Source organism: Croceibacter sp. (assembly GCF_002716225.1).
GTDB lineage: Bacteria > Bacteroidota > Bacteroidia > Flavobacteriales > Flavobacteriaceae > Croceibacter > Croceibacter atlanticus.
In genome coordinates this window covers 185,259-204,006 of record NZ_PAZX01000010.1, presented here as the reverse complement: position 1 = coordinate 204,006, position 18,748 = coordinate 185,259, and the positions used below count along the sequence as shown (strand labels likewise).

Below are 18,748 nucleotides of genomic sequence, written 5' to 3'. Positions count from 1 at the left end.
AGTTTTTTCAAATTATAAAAACGCTTTAGTGTGAAGTAACTACAATGTTTACAGAGACTAAAGACCCCAATTTTTACCCAAAAATTCATTACTTTCGCACTTCATTAGAAAATGCACAGTAATGAGTACGAAGTTCACTGAATACAAAGGACTTGACCTGCCTAAAATAGCATCAGAAATTCTTGACTACTGGAAAGAAAACAAGATTTTCGAAAAATCTATCAGCTCTAAAGATGACAATAAGCCCTTTATCTTTTTTGAAGGACCACCATCTGCAAATGGTTTGCCTGGAGTTCATCACGTATTAGCACGTAGTATCAAGGATATTTTTCCTCGTTACAAGAGTATGAAAGGTTTTCAAGTTAAGCGTAAAGCAGGTTGGGATACTCACGGCTTACCAATTGAACTTGGAGTAGAAAAAGAACTGGGCATTACTAAAGAAGATATTGGTACTAAAATCTCTGTAGAAGATTACAATAAAGCTTGTAAGAAAGCAGTAATGAGATATACAGATGTTTGGAATGACCTTACCGAAAAAATGGGCTATTGGGTAGATATGGAAGATCCATATGTTACGTACAAGTCTAAATACATGGAAACCGTTTGGTGGTTGTTGTCTCAAATTTATAGCAAAGGTTTGCTTTATAAAGGCTATACCATACAACCTTATTCTCCAAAAGCAGGAACAGGTTTAAGCTCTCATGAGCTTAACCAACCAGGAACATATCAAGATGTGTCTGATACTACTGTAGTGGCACAATTTAAAGCAGATGCTTCAACATTGCCCGAAGAGCTAAAGGCATATAAAGACAATTTATTCTTCTTAGCTTGGACAACAACACCTTGGACACTACCAAGTAATACAGCATTAACAGTTGGACCTAAGATAGATTATGTGGTTGTAAAATCATATAACCAATATACTTTTGAGCCAATTACAGTAATTGTAGCTAAAAAGTTAGTAACTAAACAATTTAACAAGCGTTTTAGCGCTGTTGAAACAGAAGAAGAACTTTTAGCCTATAAAGAAGGCGACAAAAAGATACCTTACTTAATAGTTTCAGAACATAAAGGAAAAGATTTAGTAGGTATACGCTATGAGCAACTATTATCTTATGCTAAGCCGTACGAAAACCCTCAAGATGCATTTAGAGTAATTTCTGGAGATTTTGTAACAACAGAAGACGGTACAGGAATAGTGCACACAGCACCAACTTTTGGTGCAGATGATGCTTTGGTAGCTAAGCAGGCATCACCGCAAATACCACCGTTATTAGTAAAAGATGATAATGACAACCTTGTGCCACTAGTCAATTTACAAGGAAAATTCACGAAACATATGGGTGAGTTTGCTGGTAAATATGTGAAAAATGAATACTATGATGAAGGGCAAGCACCTGAGAAATCTGTAGATGTTGAATTAGCCATAAAGCTAAAGGAAGAAAATAGAGCATTTCACGTAGAGAAATATGTGCACAGTTATCCAAACTGCTGGCGTACAGATAAGCCAATCTTGTACTATCCGTTAGATTCTTGGTTTATAAAAGTAACAGATGTTAAAGATCGTATGCACGAGCTTAACACAACAATTAACTGGAAACCTAAAGCAACAGGAGAAGGCCGTTTTGGAAATTGGTTAGCAAATGCTAATGACTGGAACTTGTCTAGATCTCGCTATTGGGGAATTCCACTGCCAATTTGGAGAACAGAAGATGGTAAGGAAGAGTTAATGATAGGCTCTGTTGAAGACCTTAAAATTGAAATGAAAAAGTCTGTTGAAGCAGGCATAATGGAGAAAGATATTTTTGAAGAATTTGTAGTAGGAGATAACTCCGAAGAAAATTATGATAAGATAGACTTACATAAAAATATAGTAGACCAAATTATCTTGGTATCTTCTAAAGGAGAACCAATGCGTCGTGAAGCAGATTTAATTGATGTTTGGTTTGATAGTGGTAGTATGCCATATGCACAGTTTCACTATCCATTCGAGAATAAAAGACTTGTTGAGACCACGTGGCGTAAAGCAGATTTTATTGCAGAAGGCGTAGACCAAACAAGAGGATGGTTTTACACCTTGCACGCAATTGCAACAATGATTTTTGATGATGTTGCATACAAAAATGTAGTTTCTAATGGATTAGTTTTAGACAAGAATGGTCAAAAAATGTCTAAGCGTTTAGGAAATGCTGTGGATCCTTTTGAAACACTTTCTGTTTATGGACCAGATGCAACAAGATGGTACATGATAAGCAATGCCAATCCTTGGGATAACCTAAAGTTTGATATTGAAGGTATAGAAGAAGTAAGACGCAAATTCTTTGGAACGCTTTACAACACCTATTCATTCTTTAGTCTGTATGCAAACCTAGATGGCTTTACATATGATGAAAACCCTATTCCTTTAGAGCAACGCCCAGAAATAGATCGTTGGATATTATCTGAGTTACATTCACTTATTAAAGATGTAGACTCATATTATAATGATTATGATGCCACACGAGCAACTAGAGCAATATCTGAGTTTGTACAAGAAAACCTTAGTAACTGGTTTGTAAGATTAAGCAGAAGGCGTTACTGGAAAGGCGATTATGAAACAGATAAAATATCAGCATATCAAACACTTTTTGAGTGTTTGTTAACCGTATCTAAACTCGGAGCTCCAGTCTCTCCATTTTTTATGGACAAACTTTACAGAGACTTAATAATGGCTTCAAATAAGGAACCGTTTGAAAGTGTACATTTGGCCGAATTTCCGATAGCAGATGAAACGGTCATTGACAAAAGTTTAGAGAGTAAAATGAAAAAGGCACAAATAGTGTCTTCTTTAGTACTTTCATTACGAAGAAAAGAACAAATAAGAGTACGCCAGCCGTTACAGCGTATTATGATACCTGTATTAAACGACCAACAGCGTAGCGAGATTTTAGCAGTAGCAGACCTTATAAAAACAGAGGTTAACGTTAAGACTATAGAGCTTTTAGATGATGCAAGCGATATTCTTGTAAAGCAGATTAAGCCTAACTTTAAAGTTCTTGGTCCACGTTTTGGAAAAGACATGCGCTTTGTGGCTTCAGCAATATCAGAGATGAATGCTAAAGAAATCACAAAAATTGAGCAAGAAGGCGAAATCAGTATTGATGTTAATGGGAATTTAACTAAATTGACCCTCGAAGATGTCGAAATCACCTCTCAAGACATTGAAGGTTGGCTAGTTGCAAACAACTCTGGAATCACGGTAGCGTTAGACGTGACAATTTCTGAAGATCTTAGAAAAGAAGGAATTGCAAGAGAGTTTGTCAATCGTATTCAAAACCTACGTAAAGATAGTGGCTATGAGGTCTCAGACACCATTGCTATTAAAATACAAAAAGACGGCAAAATCGAGACTGCCGTAACAGACAATATGGAGTATATTAAAAACGAAACTCTAGCTACAAGTCTCGATCTTGTAGAAGAGTTAGATAATGGTACAGTAGTTGAGTTTGATGATGTAACTACTAAGCTATTTATAGATAAAAACTAAATCATTATGGCACAAACAGATGTAAAAGAAAGATATAGCGATAAGCACTTAGAAGAATTTAGAGCTATTATATTAGAAAAAATTGAATCTGCAGAACATCAACTTAAAATGTATGAAGAAGCATACAATAACTTAAGTGGTAATGGCACAGAAGATACTGCGCCAACATTTAAGGCATTTGATGAAGGTAGTGAAACAATGAGTAAGGAAAGCAACGCACAGTTAGCTAGAAGACAAGAAAAATTTATACGTGATCTTAGGAATGCAATAGTACGTATAGAAAACAAAACGTACGGTATTTGTCGTGTAACAGGAAAACTAATAAATCCTGAGCGTCTTAAACTTGTGCCACATGCTACTTTAAGTATAGAGGCTAAAAATATGCAACAGTAGTTGTTTATTAAAAGATAATTTTTAAAAACGCTCCTATTTGGGGCGTTTTTTGATGTTATAAAATGATGATACGTAGTATTAAAATTTATTTTACAGTCTGTTGTTTTTTCGCAATTCTTGTTCAACATAATAGTTTTGCTCAAAAACAAACAGAACAACAAATTGATGCAAATGGTATAACAACCATCTTGGTAGAAAGTAATGAGGTTTTCAAAATCACATTAAAAACAGCGAAGACACCGTTTGTAACAATTAAAACAACCTCTGAAGGTGAATACTATCAAAACATATCTTTAATTACAGAACTTACTGGAGAAATTTTAAAAGTAACGTCAAAATATCCACAAATACTTACAAGTGGTTATGATAAGCTAAGCGCTCACAAAGTATTGGCTATGGAAGTTATTCTTGAAGTGCCAGAAAATTTATCTGTACAAATACAAAGCAATGTAGCCTCAGTGTTTGGAGAAGGTAGTTTTGAGTACTTACAATTAGAATTAAAATCAGGACAATGTGTCCTCAATAATTTTAATGGTAATTTATTGGTTAACACCTATAACGGAAATATTGCAGTAGCAACAAGCCCATCAAGAGTAGAAGCAGAATCCAGGCACGGTACACTTACAAATAACCTAGATTATACAGGACAACAACTCTTAAAGCTTAAAACTATAGATGGCAATATTACCATCACAAAATCTCAATAAAAAAAGCTTATTTTTGCTCCCGTTAAAGTGCGTTCAATTTTATTATAGCAGCGTATTTACACTATTTTGATAATAAGAAACAATTTATGTCTTTAAAGAAAGCATCCTTACTTATACTAGTGGTTTTATTAATAGACCAAATTTCTAAGATTTACATTAAAACTAATTTTATACTAGGTGATGAGGTAGCTGTATTAAGTTGGTTTAAAATTAGGTTCATAGAAAATCCTGGAATGGCTTGGGGTTTCGAGTTGCCAGGTAACTACGGAAAGTTAATTCTTACCTTATTTAGAATAGTTGCTATTGCTGGTATAGGATATTGGTTGTGGGATAGTGTAAAGAAAAATGGTTCTAAAGTTTTAATAGCTTCAATAGCATTAATATTTGCTGGTGCTTTAGGAAACATTTTAGACTCTGTATTTTACGGGATTATTTTTAATGACAGCTTGCATCAAGTGGCTACTTTCCTACCGGAAGAAGGAGGTTATTCTTCGTTATTTCATGGTAAAGTAGTAGATATGCTTTACTTTCCTTTATACCAAGGTTACTTACCAGAATGGGTGCCATTTTGGGGTGGTGAGTATTTTAGATTCTTTGAGCCTGTTTTTAATATTGCAGATTCTGTAATATTTATAGGGGTTGTAATGTTATTAATCTTCAATAAGAAAGCATTTCCTAAAACAGAAGAGGAAGAAGCTTAAAAAGAATACACCTTTTCTGGTGTTACACAATAATCTAGAGGTATGTCTGTGTTTAAGACATCTTCAAAGGATTCTTCTTCAACTTCAAAAAAACTTAATCCAATTTTAATGGTTTCAGGTTTACATAGTGCTAAAAAGGCATCATAAAACCCTTTACCATAACCTGCGCGTTGCCCTGTTTTGTCAAAAGCTAATAAAGGTATAAATACAACATCTATTTGTGTAGAAGTGATTTCAATACCATCTAATGGTTCTGGTATATTGTAGGCGTTTAACTTTAACCGTGTATTGTCCAATAACAAGATGCTTTTCATAGCTCTTGTTTTAAAGTCTGTTTTAGGTATTACTACTTGTTTGTCCTTACCATTTAAAATATGTAGCAGGTATTCTGTATTAATTTCGGCTTGTGTTTCAATTGCTAGGAAAATGTGATAAAAAGAATGTTCCCAGATAGGAAGTTGCAATGCTTTATTTGCAATTCTCATGCTTAATTCTTCACGAGTTTCTACACTTAGGTTTTGCCTACGTAGTTTATTAGTTGTCCTCGCCTTCTGCTTCTTCATTAGATTGACTTGAAGTTGAAATATGAAAAATGGCATCTCCTTGATATACCATAGGAGATTGATTTACATTAATAATATACCCTTCATTATTAGTTTTAACCTTATGTCTAAATTGACCATATGGGTCTGTTATTGTGGCAATATATTCTCCTTTTTCTACGTGTTTACCACATTCTATTTTTGTGTGTAGCAAACCACTATATTTAGCTCTTATCCATGTGCTAGAGTCTATAATTACTGTAGGAGCATTTACGTCTGGCACACTAAATTTATCATCTAACATACCTAGGTGATTTAAGATTCTCATAGATCCATCAACACCATATTTCGCAATGGTTTTATCGTTATCCTGAGATTTTCCGCCTTCAAAAAGTAATATAGGAATATTTAGTTTTCCGCAAGTTTCTCTGTAAGATTTTGGGATTGTTTTAGAATACATAGTGAAAGGCGCGTTAAATACCTTAGCAAAATCTAAAGCTTCTGCATCTCCTTTTTTCACTCTAATCTGTGGTGCATTAAATCGACTTGCACCACCAGTGTGAAAGTCTAAACAATAATTAGCAACAGGTAAAATATTTTTTGTGAATTGGTAAGCAAGTCTACTTGCTAAACTACCATTCTTAAAGCCTGGAAATACTCTATTAAGGTCGCGACCATCTGGAAATTCACGATTCATATTTAAAAATCCGAAGACGTTTAAAACAGGAACACATATAATAGTCCCTATTTTAGGTTTATTAATGCCTTTAGATATTAGTTGCCTTACTATTTCGACACCATTTACTTCATCACCATGTATACCACCAGTTATAAGTACTGTTGGGCCAGGAACTTTAGAGCGCTCAATAATTATAGGCACATCTACATTGGTTGTAGTGTAAAGCTTAGCCATATTAAAATTAATGGTAGCTTTTGCTCCTGGTAAAATAGTTTGGTCAAAAATGTAAAGTACGTTTTGATCGTCTATATGAGCCATTATATGTTCTTTTCTATATAACGAACAATTGATTTTGCAATGTCTTTTCCAGTTGCTGTTTCAATACCTTCTAATCCTGGAGATGAGTTTACCTCAAGTATCAATGGGCCACGCTCACTTTGTAGCATATCTACACCTGCAACACCTAACCCCATAACTTTTACGGCTTTAATTGCTGCAATCTCTTCTTCGTCTGTTAATTCAATAATGCTTGCAGATCCTCCACGGTGCAGGTTGCTTCTAAATTCTCCTTCTTTACCTTGACGTTTCATTGCACCAACAACTTGTCCATCTACCACAAATGCTCTAATGTCTGCTCCTTTTGCCTCCTTTATAAATTCTTGTACAATAACACGAGCTTGTAAGCCATTAAATGCTTCTAAAACAGATTCTGCCGCCTTTTCAGTTTCAGCTAAAACCACACCTAATCCTTGTGTGCCTTCTAGTACTTTAATAATAACTGGAGCGCCACCAACATGACTAATAATTTGCGAAACGTCTTTAGAGTAATTGCTAAAGACAGTTTTTGGCATACCTAACCTTGCTTTGGTAAGCAACTGTAAACTTCTTAGTTTGTCTCTACTTCTTACTAAAGCTTGAGATTCTGTAGTAGTAAAAGCACCCATCATCTCAAATTGGCGTACAACAGCTGTACCGTAAAATGTGATAGAGGCACCTACTCGAGGTATTACAGCATCTACGTGTTCTAATACACGACCTTTATATACAATAGTTGGTTTTCTCTTTTCAATAATAAGATCACACTTTAAAGGATCTATAACCTCTACATCGTGCTTTCTTTTTTTACATGCTTCAATTAAACGCTGTGTTGAATAAAGGTTAGCATTTCTAGATAAAATTTTGATATTCATAAGATCAATATAATTGAAGCCTTTAATTTTGAGTGCTTCGTTAAATTAAAGGTTATAAAATTTCTGAAGAAACATCTTTAGTGTTTTCTTGGGAAGTTGCTTCAAAAGAGAGGTTTGAAAACTCTGTGTCTACTATAAACTTTTTGGTTAAAAATTTTCTACCAATAAGAACAGGATAGCGCATATCATCTCTACTACTAAGTGATAATGATATCTTATAAACTTTATTAAAAATCTTAATGTTAGAGTCTATACTATATCTTACATCTACCTGGCCGTTGCTACTTCTTACATATACTACATCGTAATTGGTAAAGCTAAATTTTTTACCATTATAGTTTGGGTGAGTGTCATCTAAAAACTTACATTTTAAAACACCATCAACTTCTTCTATATCCTTGCAATGTATGCTAGAGGTGTAAGCGCCAGTATCTATTTTAATAGATATTTCATTAAGATTTAACTTAGGGAAATTAACCACGTCTACACGTCCTATAACCTTTTTGTCCATAGTATTTGCAAGGTAATAAAATTTAAAACCAAAGCTGCAAAGTTACAAGATAGCAATGGGATATTTAGTAGCGCCAAAAATTAAATACAAAGTTTAATTACTAAAGAGAAGAGAAAACTTTAAAGTTTATAATGTCTTTCAATATAGCTTATTATAGATTTAGAAACACTTTTTTGTGTTGTCTTTTCTATACCTTCTAAACCAGGTGTGGAGTTTACCTCTAAGACCATAGGGCCATTTTTAGACTGTAAAATATCTACACCACAAACCCCTAAACCTAAAGTCTTAGCCGTTTTAATCGCAACCTGTTCTTCGGCTTTTGAGAGTGAAACACTTTTTGCAGTGCCGCCTCTATGTAAATTACTTCTAAAATCTCCTTTAGCACATTGGCGTTTCATTGCGGCAACCACCATGCCATCTACCACGATAACCCTAAGGTCTGCGCCTTTAGATTCTTCAATAAACTCCTGCAATACAAAACGGGCATTTAAGGATTCAAGTGTTTCAATAGTAGTTAACGCATGTTTTCGGCCTTCGGCTAATATAACGCCATTTCCATGGGTACCTTCAAGAAGTTTAATTATGATTGGCCCGTCAGGAAACTGATTTAATAATCCTTCGGCATCACCATAAAAATTACCAATAACAGTTTTTGGAGTTGGTATTTGTTGTCTTACCAAAAGTTGAAAACATGTCCATTTATCTCTAGAGTTAAGGATTGCTTGAGAGGAAACAGTGGAAAAAACTTGTAAAGCTTCAAATTGTCGTACTACAGAAACACCAGTTGCAGTTTGTGATGAGCCAATGCGTGGAATAACGGCATCCAGATCATTAACTATCTCATCATAATACCTTAGTACAGCCTTACCACTTTCAATAGTTAAGTTACAAGCCAAAGGATCTATAACTTCCATATCGTGACCTCTAGATCTTCCAGCTTTCAGCAAGCTTTTGGTAGAGTATAAGTGCTCGCTACGCGAAAGTATGGCTATATTCATAGAGCTTGCAATATAGTATTTTCTTAAAACGCGTGGAAAGTTTTGTATCTTTAGTGATAGTAAAATAATATAGAAAATACGTTATGGCAATAGCAAAACCATTCAACTTAAATAAGTGGGTTGAAGAACATAGAGAACACCTAAAGCCACCAGTTGGTAATAAGAATTTATATAAAGATGCAGAAGATTACATAGTGATGATTGTTGCCGGACCTAATGCTCGAAAAGATTATCATTACAATGAAACAGAAGAACTTTTTTATCAGTTAGAGGGTCATATTGAAGTGCATATTCAAGAAGATGGCGAGAAAAAAACAATGAGACTTGGACCTGGAGATATGTATTTACATCCAGCAGGTGTACCTCACTCACCAGTGCGTCATGAAAATTCAATTGGTTTGGTTGTAGAGAGAAAGCGTAAAAAGCTTAATGTAGATGATGGTTTATTGTGGTATTGCGATAACTGCAATAACAAACTTTATGAAGTAAAATTCCCTTTAAATGATATTGAAAAAGATTTTTTAAAACACTTTAAGGAATTTTATGGCAGTAAAGAAAAACGTACTTGTGACAACTGCGGAACTGTTATGCCTGTTGATGAACGATTTGTTGCAACTGAATAAGTTGCATAAGTTTTTCAGCCCAATTCTATTTACCTATTTTTGTGAAAACAACTTAAAACAATAGACTAAATGAGCGCAGTAGCAACTGAATTCGGAATAGACGAAGCTTTAAAGCAATTAGGCATAAATGAAGTTAATAATGGCACATCTACAGGATCAGATTGGTTTTCTTCTGGTGAAGAAATCTCTTCCTACTCTCCAGTAGACGGACAATTAATAGCTAAAGTAAAAACAACAACTAAAGACGACTACGAAAAAGTTGTTACAACAGCATCAAGCGCATTTAAAACTTGGCGTAAAATGCCAGCTCCACAACGTGGTGAAGTTGTAAGACAATTTAATGAGGAGCTACGTCGTCTTAAAGAACCATTAGGTAAGTTAGTATCTTATGAAATGGGAAAATCTTACCAAGAAGGATTGGGAGAAGTTCAGGAAATGATCGATATCTGTGATTTTGCAGTAGGACTTTCCAGACAATTGCACGGTTTAACAATGCATAGTGAGCGTCCAGGACACCGTATGTATGAACAATACCACCCATTAGGAGTAGTTGGTATTATCTCTGCATTTAATTTTCCAGTAGCTGTTTGGGCTTGGAATACTGCTTTAGCTTGGGTTTGTGGAGATGTATGTATTTGGAAACCTTCAGAAAAAACACCATTAACAGGTGTAGCTTGTCAAAACATTGCACAACGTGTATTTAAAGAAAATGGTTTACCAGAAGGTATCTCTTGCTTAATTAATGGAGATTATAAGGTTGGTGAATTTATGACTACAGATAAACGTGTGCCATTAATTTCTGCTACAGGATCTACTAGAATGGGTAAAATTGTAGCATCTAAAGTAGGAGAACGTTTAGGGAAATCTTTATTAGAATTAGGTGGTAACAATGCAATTATCGTAACACCAGATGCAGATATTAAAATGACTGTAATTGGTGCTGTGTTTGGCGCAGTAGGAACAGCAGGACAGCGTTGTACATCTACACGTCGTCTTATTATTCACGATTCTATGTATGATAAGGTGAAGAAAGCTATTGTCGATGCTTATGGACAATTAAAGATTGGAAATCCTTTAGATGAAACTAATCACGTTGGTCCACTTATAGATAAAGATGCAGTGGCTAACTACAACAAAGCACTTGAGCGCGTAGTAGAAGAAGGCGGAAAAATTATTGTTGAAGGTGGTGTTTTAGAAGGTGAAGGTTACGAAAGTGGTTGCTACGTAAAACCAGCTATAGCTGAAGCTCAAAATGACTTTGAAATCGTACAACACGAAACTTTTGCGCCAGTGTTATATTTAACAAAATATTCTGGTGATATTGAAAATGCTATCGATTTACAAAACAGTGTAAACCAAGGTTTGTCTTCTGCAATTATGACAAATAATTTACGTGAAGCAGAACACTTCTTATCTGTAGCAGGTAGTGATTGTGGTATTGCAAATGTAAATATTGGAACATCTGGAGCAGAAATAGGTGGAGCCTTTGGTGGAGAGAAAGAAACTGGTGGTGGCCGCGAAAGTGGTAGTGATGCTTGGAAAGTATACATGCGTCGCCAAACTAATACAATTAACTACACAACAGAACTTCCTTTAGCACAAGGTATTAAGTTTGATCTGTAATTGTTGTACAAACAATATGCTCTTTAAGGTTTATTACGATTAAAGAGTAATTACAAATACTAAACCTCATAAGCTTTTAAGTTTATGAGGTTTTTTATATTCTTAATAATAGTTACTGCAGAAAAACATTCTTTTATAGATATCCTATCACTAAGCATTATATTTGTAGTCATTTCAAAATTAAAGGCTAGAGTTATGATATTAGGGTTTACTGTAAATAGAATGTGGGTGATTGTATTTTTATTAGTGAATTTAACACTCTCTGCACAAGAGTTTACAAGACAAGATACGTTACGAGGTAGTATAACTGAAGAACGTGCGTGGTGGGATTTAAAACACTACGATTTAAATGTTGAGGTATTTCCAGTAAGTAAATCTATAAGCGGAATTAATACGTTAACCTATACAGTACTTTCAGAAGGAAATGTTTTACAGATAGATTTACAGTCACCAATGTCTTTAGATAAGGTAGAGCAAAACGGAACGCCTTTAAAAGTAGTTTCAGAAGGAGCAGCACATTTTATCACATTACAAGAAAAGCAGGAAATAGGGGAAGACTATAATATTGTTCTCACATTTTCTGGTAAACCTCAAGAAGCTAAAAATGCACCTTGGGATGGTGGTTTTTCTTGGAAAAAAGATGGTAATGGCAAACCATTTATTGCTACATCAAACCAAGGAATTGGCGCTAGTATCTGGTGGCCTAACAAAGATCATGCGTATGATGAGCCAGACAACGGTATGACAATGGCATTTACAGCACCAGCAGAATTAACAGTAGTAGGTAATGGTCGGTTAGTAAAAACCGAAGATAACGGTAATACAAAAACCTGGTATTGGCAAGTTGTTAATCCTATAAATAATTACGGTGTAAATATAAATATTGGAGATTACGTTAATTTTTCTGAAGCCTATGATGGTGAAAAAGGACCTTTAGATATGGACTATTGGGTCTTGAGTGAAAATTTGGAAAAAGCAAAATCTCAGTTTAAGCAAGCACCGAAAATGATGGAAGCTTTTGAGCATTGGTTTGGCCCTTATCCATTTTACGAAGACAGTTTTAAATTAGTTGAAGTTCCTTATTTAGGAATGGAGCACCAAAGTAGCGTTACTTATGGCAACAAGTATAAAAATGGTTATTTAGGAAGCGATTTAAGTGGCACAGGTTGGGGTTTAAAGTTTGACTTTATTATAATTCACGAAGCTGGTCACGAGTGGTTTGCAAATAATATAACACATATAGATGTGGCAGATATGTGGATACATGAATCTTTTACAGCATATTCTGAAAGTTTGTTTTTAGACTATTATTACGGTGAAGAGGCAGCATCTGAATATGTTATAGGTACCCGAAGATCCATAAGAAACGACAGACCATTAATTGGAACTTATAATGTTCATCACGAAGGTAGTGGAGATATGTATTATAAAGGTGCAAATACACTGCACACGTTAAGACAATTGGTTGATGACGATGCAAAATGGAGAGATATTTTAAGAGGTCTTAATAAAGAGTTTTATCACCAAACAATCTCTTCTGAGCAGTTAGAAAATTATTTGAGTGAAGAAACAGGAATAAATCTAACCCAGTTTTGGGATCAGTATTTAAGAACCACTAAAATTCCTAAATTAGAATATAAAGTAGATGGCAGTAAAATGTCTTTTAGGTATGCTAACGTTGTTAAAGGTTTTGACATGCCTATAACAATTTCTGTAAATGGAAATGAAAAATGGATAGTTCCAACAGAAGAGTGGACTACAGAAACCTTTCCAGAAACTATAAAGAAAGTGGTTATTAAAAAAGACTTTTATATAGAGTCTGAAAAACTTTAAGGCTAAGAAAGTCTTGAGTTACTTGCCGGCAACTACAATTACTATTTCACCTTTAGGTGCTTTCTCTTCAAAATGTTTAAGTACTTCAGTCGCAGTTCCTCTAATGGTTTCTTCGTAAAGTTTGCTTAATTCACGAGATACAGAAACGGGTCTGTCTGCACCAAAATATTCAGCAAAGTTTCCAAGTGTTTTTACCAACTTGTGTGGAGACTCATAAAAAACCATTGTTCTAGTTTCTTCAGCTAGAAGTTTAAGTCGTGTCTGCCTTCCTTTTTTAACGGGTAAAAACCCTTCGAATACAAACTTGTCATTTGGTAACCCACTATTTACCAATGCTGGTACAAATGCAGTTGCTCCAGGAAGGCACTCTACATCTAGATTAGCTTCAATACAGGCACGTGTTAATAAAAATCCAGGATCGCTAATAGCAGGTGTTCCAGCATCTGAAATTAATGCACAAGTTTCTCCAGATTGTATTCGCTTAACAACGCCTACAACGCTTTTATGTTCGTTATGCATATGGTGTGAGTGCATAGGAGTAGAAACTTCAAAATGTTTTAGGAGTTTGCCACTAGTGCGAGTGTCTTCAGCTAAAATAAAATCTACATCCTTTAGGGTTTGTATTGCCCTAAAAGTCATATCATCTAAGTTTCCTATTGGTGTAGGTACCAAAAATAGTTTACTCATAAATTAAGCTCTAACAGTTTTTCCAAAGAAAAAAGATATTAATAAAAAGATAAGGGCAATTAACGTTGTAGTTGTGTCTTCACCAGCTTGTTGATGAGCAAAAAATGCTAACACAATATCAAAGAAAAAGCCCGCGTAAGCCCAAGATGTTAACCAAGCATTACGTCTCCATAAAATCATTACAACACCAAGTACTTTTGCAATGGCTAAAGGGATAACAATATATGTAGGATAGTTATAGCTTTCAAAAAGGCCTTTTACTGTGTCTGTTTCTAAAAAATAAAAAGAAGCAGAATAAAGCATTAATGCACATAATAGAGCTGTAGCTACCCAGTAAATAATTTTTTGAATTCTCATAATCTATCTTATTTAAGTCGGTTAGTTAAATTTCTTTTCGACAATTTCTTTAAACCTATTTTCATAAAGCTCTTTGCCTTCCCAATTCTTATAATCTGGCTTAACAACAGTTTCTAAAAAATGTTGAGCATTCTCATTACTTTCTATAGTGTTTAGTTGAGACAATACTCTATTATAGTCACCAGCACTTCCATTAAATAAATGCTTAATAAATGCTAAGCGATCATTTAAACCAATAGCAATTCCTGTATTAAGGCGATCATTTAAGGATTTAGATTTTTTTGTGTCCTGAGTGGCTTTCGCAGTCTCTTTTTTTGGTGTACTTGGCTTTTCTGGTGTTCCTATAGGTTCAAATTCTGGTAAATCATCATAGCTAACGCCACCAATATCTACCATATCATTTTTCATAAGCCTATTTTTAGCTTCTAAGGCTTCTAGTTGCTGCTGTCTTTTTTGATACTCTACTTCTTCTTGGGACAACGTGTTTGGTTTAATTTCTTTTTCGGTAGCCTTTATAATATCTAAATCTGGTTGTGCCTCTTCTCTTACTTCTTCAATTTTAGAAGTTGTGTTGTCTTTTAATGGAACAATAACATCTTCAGAAGGTGTAATTTCATAATCGTTATCTGCATTCTCAATTGCTTGTACAATATCTTTTCTGCCAATTGTAGGTTGTGGGCCATCAAAATGACGTTCTGTAAATTCTAAAATTGTAAGCTTATCATGGAGTTTTGCAGCCATCTCTTTTAACGTCTTGATATCTTCTGTAGATTTCAATTGTAAAATTTGATGAGCAAGACTTGTTAATTCGGCTTTAAGCGCTTTCTTCATAATTTATGAGATTTCAAGGTAGAGCCAATTGATTTTGGTTAAATTTGTGGCACTTTCAGAATTGAAAATTACAAAATGTTTCTTGAAAACACGGTAAATCACAAAGAGCAATTTGGCTGGATAGAAGTCATTTGCGGATCTATGTTCTCCGGTAAAACCGAAGAGCTTATCCGTAGGCTAAAACGCGCAAAATTTGCTAGACAAAAGGTTGAAATTTTTAAACCAGCTATTGATGTACGCTATGATGAAGACATGGTAGTCTCTCATGACGCTAACGAAATACGTTCCACTCCAGTACCTGCTGCCGCAAATATAAGATTGTTGGCAGATGGTTGTGACGTGGTTGGAATAGATGAAGCTCAATTTTTTGATGATGAGATTGTGGCGGTCTGTAATGATCTAGCCAACAAAGGTATTAGAGTAATTGTTGCTGGTCTAGATATGGATTTTAAAGGCAATCCTTTTGGACCTATGCCTAATCTTATGGCTACAGCAGAGTATGTTACTAAAGTACATGCGGTTTGTACACGTACAGGAAATTTAGCGCAATATAGTTTTAGAAAGTCTGAAAATGACAAACTTGTTATGTTGGGCGAAACAGAAGAATATGAACCTTTAAGTAGAGCAGCATATTTTAAGGCAAGGTTACGAGAGAAATTAAAAACCATGCCAGTAAAAGAAGCTCAAGAATTAGAGGCTAAAAAAACACCAAATAATTTATAACCAAAATGCCTAAGGCCCAAGAAACAGTCCTAGAGATAAATCTTAGTGCTTTAGGGCACAATTACAACTACCTAAAAAGTAAAGTAAATACTTCTGTAAAATTAATGGCTGTTGTAAAAGCCTTTGGCTACGGTAGTGATTCTGTAATGGTTGCTAAAGAGTTGCAGACATTGGGTGCAGATTATTTTGCGGTGGCATATATTAGTGAAGGTGTACGATTAAGAGATGAAAATATCACGACACCTATTTTGGTATTGCATCCATTAGCTAATGCATTTAAAGAATTAATTGAGCGGTGCTTAGAACCAAGTATTTATAGTTTAAAAACGCTTAGAGAATTTATAGCTACTGCACAAACACTCAAGCAAAAAGAATATCCTATTCATTTAAAATTTAACTCTGGTTTAAACAGGTTAGGGTTTAATGAAAAAGATGTGCCAGAAATGTATTCATTGCTTAAAAACACTACTGCAGTAAAAGTGACCTCACTTATGTCTCATCTTGTGGCGAGTGAAGATCACAACCTAACAGACTTTACACACAATCAAATTTCCTCATTTGTTTCATTTACTGAAAACTTTAAAACTGAATTTGGATATATGCCTTTGAGGCACCAAAGCAATACATCGGGGATTTTAAATTACCCTGAAGCTCATTTTGATATGGTGCGTTCTGGTATAGGACTTTACGGATACGGAAATTCTTCAATAGAAGACCTTGCTCTTAAACCTATTGCAACATTAAAATCTGTAATATCTCAATTACATAACATTCCTAAAGGCAGTTCTGTTGGGTATAATCGTGGATTTATTGCAGATAGAACTACTGTGTCTGCAACAATTCCTTTAGGACATGCAGATGGTATAGGAAGACAATATGGTAAGGGCAAAGGTTGCTTTATAGTTAATGGTAAAAAAGCACCAATATTAGGAAATGTATGTATGGATATGACTATGGTAGATGTTACCGGTATTGAGTGCCAGGAAGGTGATGAGGTAATAATATTTGGGGCTTATCAAAATGCATCAGAATTTGCTAAAGGAGCACAGACAATTTCCTACGAAATACTCACATCTGTATCTCAACGAGTAAAAAGAACCTTTTGTCGATAAGGTCTATCAAAAGTTGATAATGCTTTTATAATTTATTTAATAAGAAATATATTTAACCAAATAACTTAAAACCAAAACTATGGGATTTTTTTCTGATTTTAAATCATTCTTAATGAAGGGTGATATTGTAGCTTTAGCAACAGCAGTAATTGTTGGAGGCGCTTTTAGCAAAATTGTTGGCTCTTTAGTAGCAGACGTTATAATGCCAGTTATAGGCCTACTTCTAGGAGGTAGAAATGTAAACGATTTATTCTTGGTATTAGACGGCAGTGGGACCTATGAAACTATTGCAGCAGCTAAAGAAGCTGGAGCAGCAATAATGACTTGGGGTAATTTTGTACAAGCAATTATAGACTTTGTAATTATAGGATTTGTAATTTATATGTTACTTAAAGGTTACGAGAAAACAAAGAAGAAAGAAGAAGCAGCACCTGCAGCACCAAAAGGACCTTCTCAAGAAGAATTACTTATCGAAATTCGTGACGAATTAAGAAAGAAATAATATTAAAAATACGCAGCGTCACCGCTACACTGCACATTTAGTTTTATTAAACCCCGAACTTTTGCGAAAAAGATTCGGGGTCTTTTTTTGAATAAAATATACACGCATATAATATCATATTTAGAGTACCTACATAACCATCTATTCCTTAATTTTACAATATGTATAAATCAACTTAAAATTAAAACGATGAAAGTTGCTGTTGTAGGCGCTACCGGAATGGTAGGCCGTGTTATGATTAAAGTCTTAGAAGAACGTAAATTTCCAATTTCAGAGCTACTGCCTGTAGCTTCAAAGAAATCTATAGGAAAAAAGGTTATTTATAACAATCAACCTTACGAGGTTATAAGTATGGAAGATGCAATAAAACAGCGTCCAGATATCGCTATATTTTCGGCAGGAGGAAGCACTTCATTAGAGTTTGCACCAAAATTTGCAGATGTTGGTACTACGGTTATAGATAACTCTTCTGCGTGGAGAATGCATGAAGGTGTTAAGCTTGTCGTGCCAGAAATTAATGCAAATGAGTTAACTACAGAAGATAAGATTATAGCCAACCCTAATTGTAGTACAATACAATTAGTCATGGTTTTAAAGCCGTTACATGATAAATACGGTATTAAAAGGTGTGTAGTTTCTACCTATCAATCAATAACAGGAACAGGTGTTAAAGCTGTTGAACAGTTAAGAAATGAGCTTGCTGGTGAAAAAGGTGAAATGGCTTACCCTTACCCAATTCATAAGAATGCTATACCACATTGTGATGTGTTTGAAGAAAACGGGTATACTAAAGAGGAACTAAAACTTACTCGTGAACCTCAAAAAATTCTATCAGACAAAAGTATTGCGCTAACTGCAACAGCAGTAAGAATACCAGTTGTAGGTGGTCATAGTGAGTCTGTAAACCTAGAGTTTAATTCTGATTTTGATTTAAATGAAGTAAGAGCTATTCTTTCAAATACAGAAGGTGTTAAAGTACAAGATAATCCAGACGTAAACACATACCCAATGCCTATTTATGCACAAGGTAAAGATGATGTATTTGTAGGAAGAATACGAAGAGATCACTCTCAACCAAACACATTAAATTGTTGGATTGTTAGTGATAATTTAAGAAAAGGAGCAGCTACAAATGCTGTGCAGATTGCTGAATATTTACTAAAAAACAACCTTATTAAAAACACCAGTACTGTAAGTTATGAAGTGTAGT

The 18,748-nt window shown here is 34.7% G+C and carries 19 protein-coding genes; 11 read left to right on the top strand and 8 right to left on the bottom strand.

Translation table 11 applies throughout. The features are described 5' to 3' along the window. Window positions 1-121: 121 nt before the first annotated feature. The 4 genes from ileS (at window position 122) to CL818_RS08190 (ending at window position 5,327) form a co-directional block, all read left to right on the top strand. Window positions 122-3,526 (top strand): isoleucine--tRNA ligase, encoded by a 3,405-nt coding sequence (ileS, locus tag CL818_RS08205; protein WP_272972957.1) that lies wholly within the window; start codon window positions 122-124, stop codon window positions 3,524-3,526. A gap of 6 nt (window positions 3,527-3,532) precedes the next feature. Then, complete coding sequence (locus tag CL818_RS08200; protein WP_013186264.1) at window positions 3,533-3,919, top strand: TraR/DksA family transcriptional regulator; 387 nt, start codon at window positions 3,533-3,535, stop codon at window positions 3,917-3,919. Between the two features lie 62 nt (window positions 3,920-3,981). Beyond that, on the top strand, window positions 3,982-4,626 hold the full coding sequence (locus tag CL818_RS08195; RefSeq protein WP_272972958.1) for a DUF4097 family beta strand repeat-containing protein: 645 nt from the start codon (window positions 3,982-3,984) through the stop codon (window positions 4,624-4,626). Between the two features lie 86 nt (window positions 4,627-4,712). Further along, the gene (locus CL818_RS08190) at window positions 4,713-5,327 is read left to right on the top strand and encodes a lipoprotein signal peptidase (protein WP_272972959.1); all 615 of its coding nucleotides are present in this window, start codon (window positions 4,713-4,715) and stop codon (window positions 5,325-5,327) included. Here the strand turns inward: CL818_RS08190 and CL818_RS08185 are convergent. The 5 genes from CL818_RS08185 to CL818_RS08165 all read right to left on the bottom strand — a co-directional run bounded on the left by CL818_RS08185 (window position 5,324) and on the right by CL818_RS08165 (window position 9,247). Next, window positions 5,324-5,890, bottom strand: a complete 567-nt coding sequence (locus tag CL818_RS08185; protein ID WP_272972960.1) for a 5-formyltetrahydrofolate cyclo-ligase — start codon at window positions 5,888-5,890, stop codon at window positions 5,324-5,326. The genes CL818_RS08190 and CL818_RS08185 overlap by 4 nt on opposite strands. Further along, window positions 5,862-6,866 (bottom strand): succinylglutamate desuccinylase/aspartoacylase family protein, encoded by a 1,005-nt coding sequence (locus tag CL818_RS08180; RefSeq protein ID WP_013186260.1) that lies wholly within the window; start codon window positions 6,864-6,866, stop codon window positions 5,862-5,864. Before CL818_RS08180 ends, CL818_RS08185 begins: the two co-directional genes overlap by 29 nt. After that, a complete protein-coding gene (gene rimK, locus CL818_RS08175) occupies window positions 6,866-7,738 on the bottom strand; it encodes a 30S ribosomal protein S6--L-glutamate ligase (protein WP_013186259.1) in 873 nt (290 codons plus the stop codon). The genes CL818_RS08180 and rimK overlap by 1 nt, the downstream gene beginning before the upstream one ends. 52 nt (window positions 7,739-7,790) lie before the next feature. Next, window positions 7,791-8,249, bottom strand: coding sequence for an ATP-dependent zinc protease family protein (locus CL818_RS08170; RefSeq protein ID WP_272972961.1), 459 nt, complete (start codon window positions 8,247-8,249; stop codon window positions 7,791-7,793). Between the two features lie 119 nt (window positions 8,250-8,368). Further along, the gene (locus CL818_RS08165) at window positions 8,369-9,247 is read right to left on the bottom strand and encodes a RimK family alpha-L-glutamate ligase (protein ID WP_272972962.1); all 879 of its coding nucleotides are present in this window, start codon (window positions 9,245-9,247) and stop codon (window positions 8,369-8,371) included. A gap of 83 nt (window positions 9,248-9,330) precedes the next feature. Between CL818_RS08165 and CL818_RS08160 the strand changes: the two genes are divergently transcribed. The 3 genes from CL818_RS08160 to CL818_RS08150 all read left to right on the top strand — a co-directional run bounded on the left by CL818_RS08160 (window position 9,331) and on the right by CL818_RS08150 (window position 13,326). Beyond that, window positions 9,331-9,870: a 3-hydroxyanthranilate 3,4-dioxygenase gene (locus tag CL818_RS08160; protein ID WP_272972963.1), complete on the top strand. Its 540-nt coding sequence runs from the start codon at window positions 9,331-9,333 to the stop codon at window positions 9,868-9,870. 69 nt (window positions 9,871-9,939) lie between these two features. Next, on the top strand, window positions 9,940-11,493 hold the full coding sequence (gene amaB, locus CL818_RS08155) for an L-piperidine-6-carboxylate dehydrogenase (protein ID WP_272972964.1): 1,554 nt from the start codon (window positions 9,940-9,942) through the stop codon (window positions 11,491-11,493). A gap of 84 nt (window positions 11,494-11,577) precedes the next feature. Continuing rightward, window positions 11,578-13,326 carry a M1 family metallopeptidase gene (locus CL818_RS08150; RefSeq protein WP_272972965.1) on the top strand — a complete coding sequence of 583 codons (1,749 nt, stop codon included), beginning with the start codon at window positions 11,578-11,580 and terminating at the stop codon, window positions 13,324-13,326. Between the two features lie 18 nt (window positions 13,327-13,344). Here the strand turns inward: CL818_RS08150 and rsmI are convergent, their stop codons facing one another. Genes rsmI through CL818_RS08135 form a run of 3 tightly spaced genes read right to left on the bottom strand, consistent with a single transcriptional unit; the run spans window position 13,345 to window position 15,201 of the window. After that, window positions 13,345-14,013 (bottom strand): 16S rRNA (cytidine(1402)-2'-O)-methyltransferase, encoded by a 669-nt coding sequence (gene rsmI, locus CL818_RS08145; protein WP_272972966.1) that lies wholly within the window; start codon window positions 14,011-14,013, stop codon window positions 13,345-13,347. 3 nt (window positions 14,014-14,016) lie between these two features. Continuing rightward, a complete protein-coding gene (locus CL818_RS08140; protein WP_013186252.1) occupies window positions 14,017-14,370 on the bottom strand; it encodes a DoxX family protein in 354 nt (117 codons plus the stop codon). A 21-nt stretch (window positions 14,371-14,391) separates the two neighbouring features. Beyond that, entirely contained in the window at window positions 14,392-15,201 is an 810-nt protein-coding gene (locus tag CL818_RS08135) for a DUF8457 domain-containing protein (RefSeq protein WP_272972967.1), read from the bottom strand. 75 nt (window positions 15,202-15,276) lie between these two features. On the opposite strand from CL818_RS08135, the gene CL818_RS08130 reads away from it, so the two are divergent. From CL818_RS08130 to CL818_RS08115, 4 genes are all read left to right on the top strand, one after another. Continuing rightward, window positions 15,277-15,924, top strand: coding sequence for a thymidine kinase (locus CL818_RS08130; RefSeq protein ID WP_272972968.1), 648 nt, complete (start codon window positions 15,277-15,279; stop codon window positions 15,922-15,924). Between the two features lie 5 nt (window positions 15,925-15,929). Further along, complete coding sequence (alr, locus tag CL818_RS08125) at window positions 15,930-17,036, top strand: alanine racemase (protein ID WP_272972969.1); 1,107 nt, start codon at window positions 15,930-15,932, stop codon at window positions 17,034-17,036. Window positions 17,037-17,115: 79 nt separating this feature from the next. Continuing rightward, window positions 17,116-17,538, top strand: coding sequence for a large conductance mechanosensitive channel protein MscL (mscL, locus tag CL818_RS08120; RefSeq protein WP_013186248.1), 423 nt, complete (start codon window positions 17,116-17,118; stop codon window positions 17,536-17,538). Window positions 17,539-17,727: 189 nt separating this feature from the next. Continuing rightward, window positions 17,728-18,747, top strand: a complete 1,020-nt coding sequence (locus tag CL818_RS08115) for an aspartate-semialdehyde dehydrogenase (RefSeq protein ID WP_272972970.1) — start codon at window positions 17,728-17,730, stop codon at window positions 18,745-18,747. Window position 18,748 lies beyond the last annotated feature (1 nt).

Coding starts and splice junctions, on each gene's coding strand:
- CL818_RS08130 (WP_272972968.1), top strand. CDS start 15,277: ATGTTTCTTGAAAACACGGTAAATCACAAAGAGCAATTTGGCTGGATA.
- CL818_RS08115 (WP_272972970.1), top strand. CDS start 17,728: ATGAAAGTTGCTGTTGTAGGCGCTACCGGAATGGTAGGCCGTGTTATG.
- alr (WP_272972969.1), top strand. CDS start 15,930: ATGCCTAAGGCCCAAGAAACAGTCCTAGAGATAAATCTTAGTGCTTTA.
- CL818_RS08140 (WP_013186252.1), bottom strand. CDS start 14,370: ATGAGAATTCAAAAAATTATTTACTGGGTAGCTACAGCTCTATTATGT.
- CL818_RS08200 (WP_013186264.1), top strand. CDS start 3,533: ATGGCACAAACAGATGTAAAAGAAAGATATAGCGATAAGCACTTAGAA.
- CL818_RS08135 (WP_272972967.1), bottom strand. CDS start 15,201: ATGAAGAAAGCGCTTAAAGCCGAATTAACAAGTCTTGCTCATCAAATT.
- rsmI (WP_272972966.1), bottom strand. CDS start 14,013: ATGAGTAAACTATTTTTGGTACCTACACCAATAGGAAACTTAGATGAT.
- CL818_RS08195 (WP_272972958.1), top strand. CDS start 3,982: ATGATGATACGTAGTATTAAAATTTATTTTACAGTCTGTTGTTTTTTC.
- CL818_RS08185 (WP_272972960.1), bottom strand. CDS start 5,890: ATGAAGAAGCAGAAGGCGAGGACAACTAATAAACTACGTAGGCAAAAC.
- CL818_RS08150 (WP_272972965.1), top strand. CDS start 11,578: ATGAGGTTTTTTATATTCTTAATAATAGTTACTGCAGAAAAACATTCT.
- CL818_RS08165 (WP_272972962.1), bottom strand. CDS start 9,247: ATGAATATAGCCATACTTTCGCGTAGCGAGCACTTATACTCTACCAAA.
- CL818_RS08160 (WP_272972963.1), top strand. CDS start 9,331: ATGGCAATAGCAAAACCATTCAACTTAAATAAGTGGGTTGAAGAACAT.
- mscL (WP_013186248.1), top strand. CDS start 17,116: ATGGGATTTTTTTCTGATTTTAAATCATTCTTAATGAAGGGTGATATT.
- rimK (WP_013186259.1), bottom strand. CDS start 7,738: ATGAATATCAAAATTTTATCTAGAAATGCTAACCTTTATTCAACACAG.
- CL818_RS08190 (WP_272972959.1), top strand. CDS start 4,713: ATGTCTTTAAAGAAAGCATCCTTACTTATACTAGTGGTTTTATTAATA.
- ileS (WP_272972957.1), top strand. CDS start 122: ATGAGTACGAAGTTCACTGAATACAAAGGACTTGACCTGCCTAAAATA.
- amaB (WP_272972964.1), top strand. CDS start 9,940: ATGAGCGCAGTAGCAACTGAATTCGGAATAGACGAAGCTTTAAAGCAA.
- CL818_RS08170 (WP_272972961.1), bottom strand. CDS start 8,249: ATGGACAAAAAGGTTATAGGACGTGTAGACGTGGTTAATTTCCCTAAG.
- CL818_RS08180 (WP_013186260.1), bottom strand. CDS start 6,866: ATGGCTCATATAGACGATCAAAACGTACTTTACATTTTTGACCAAACT.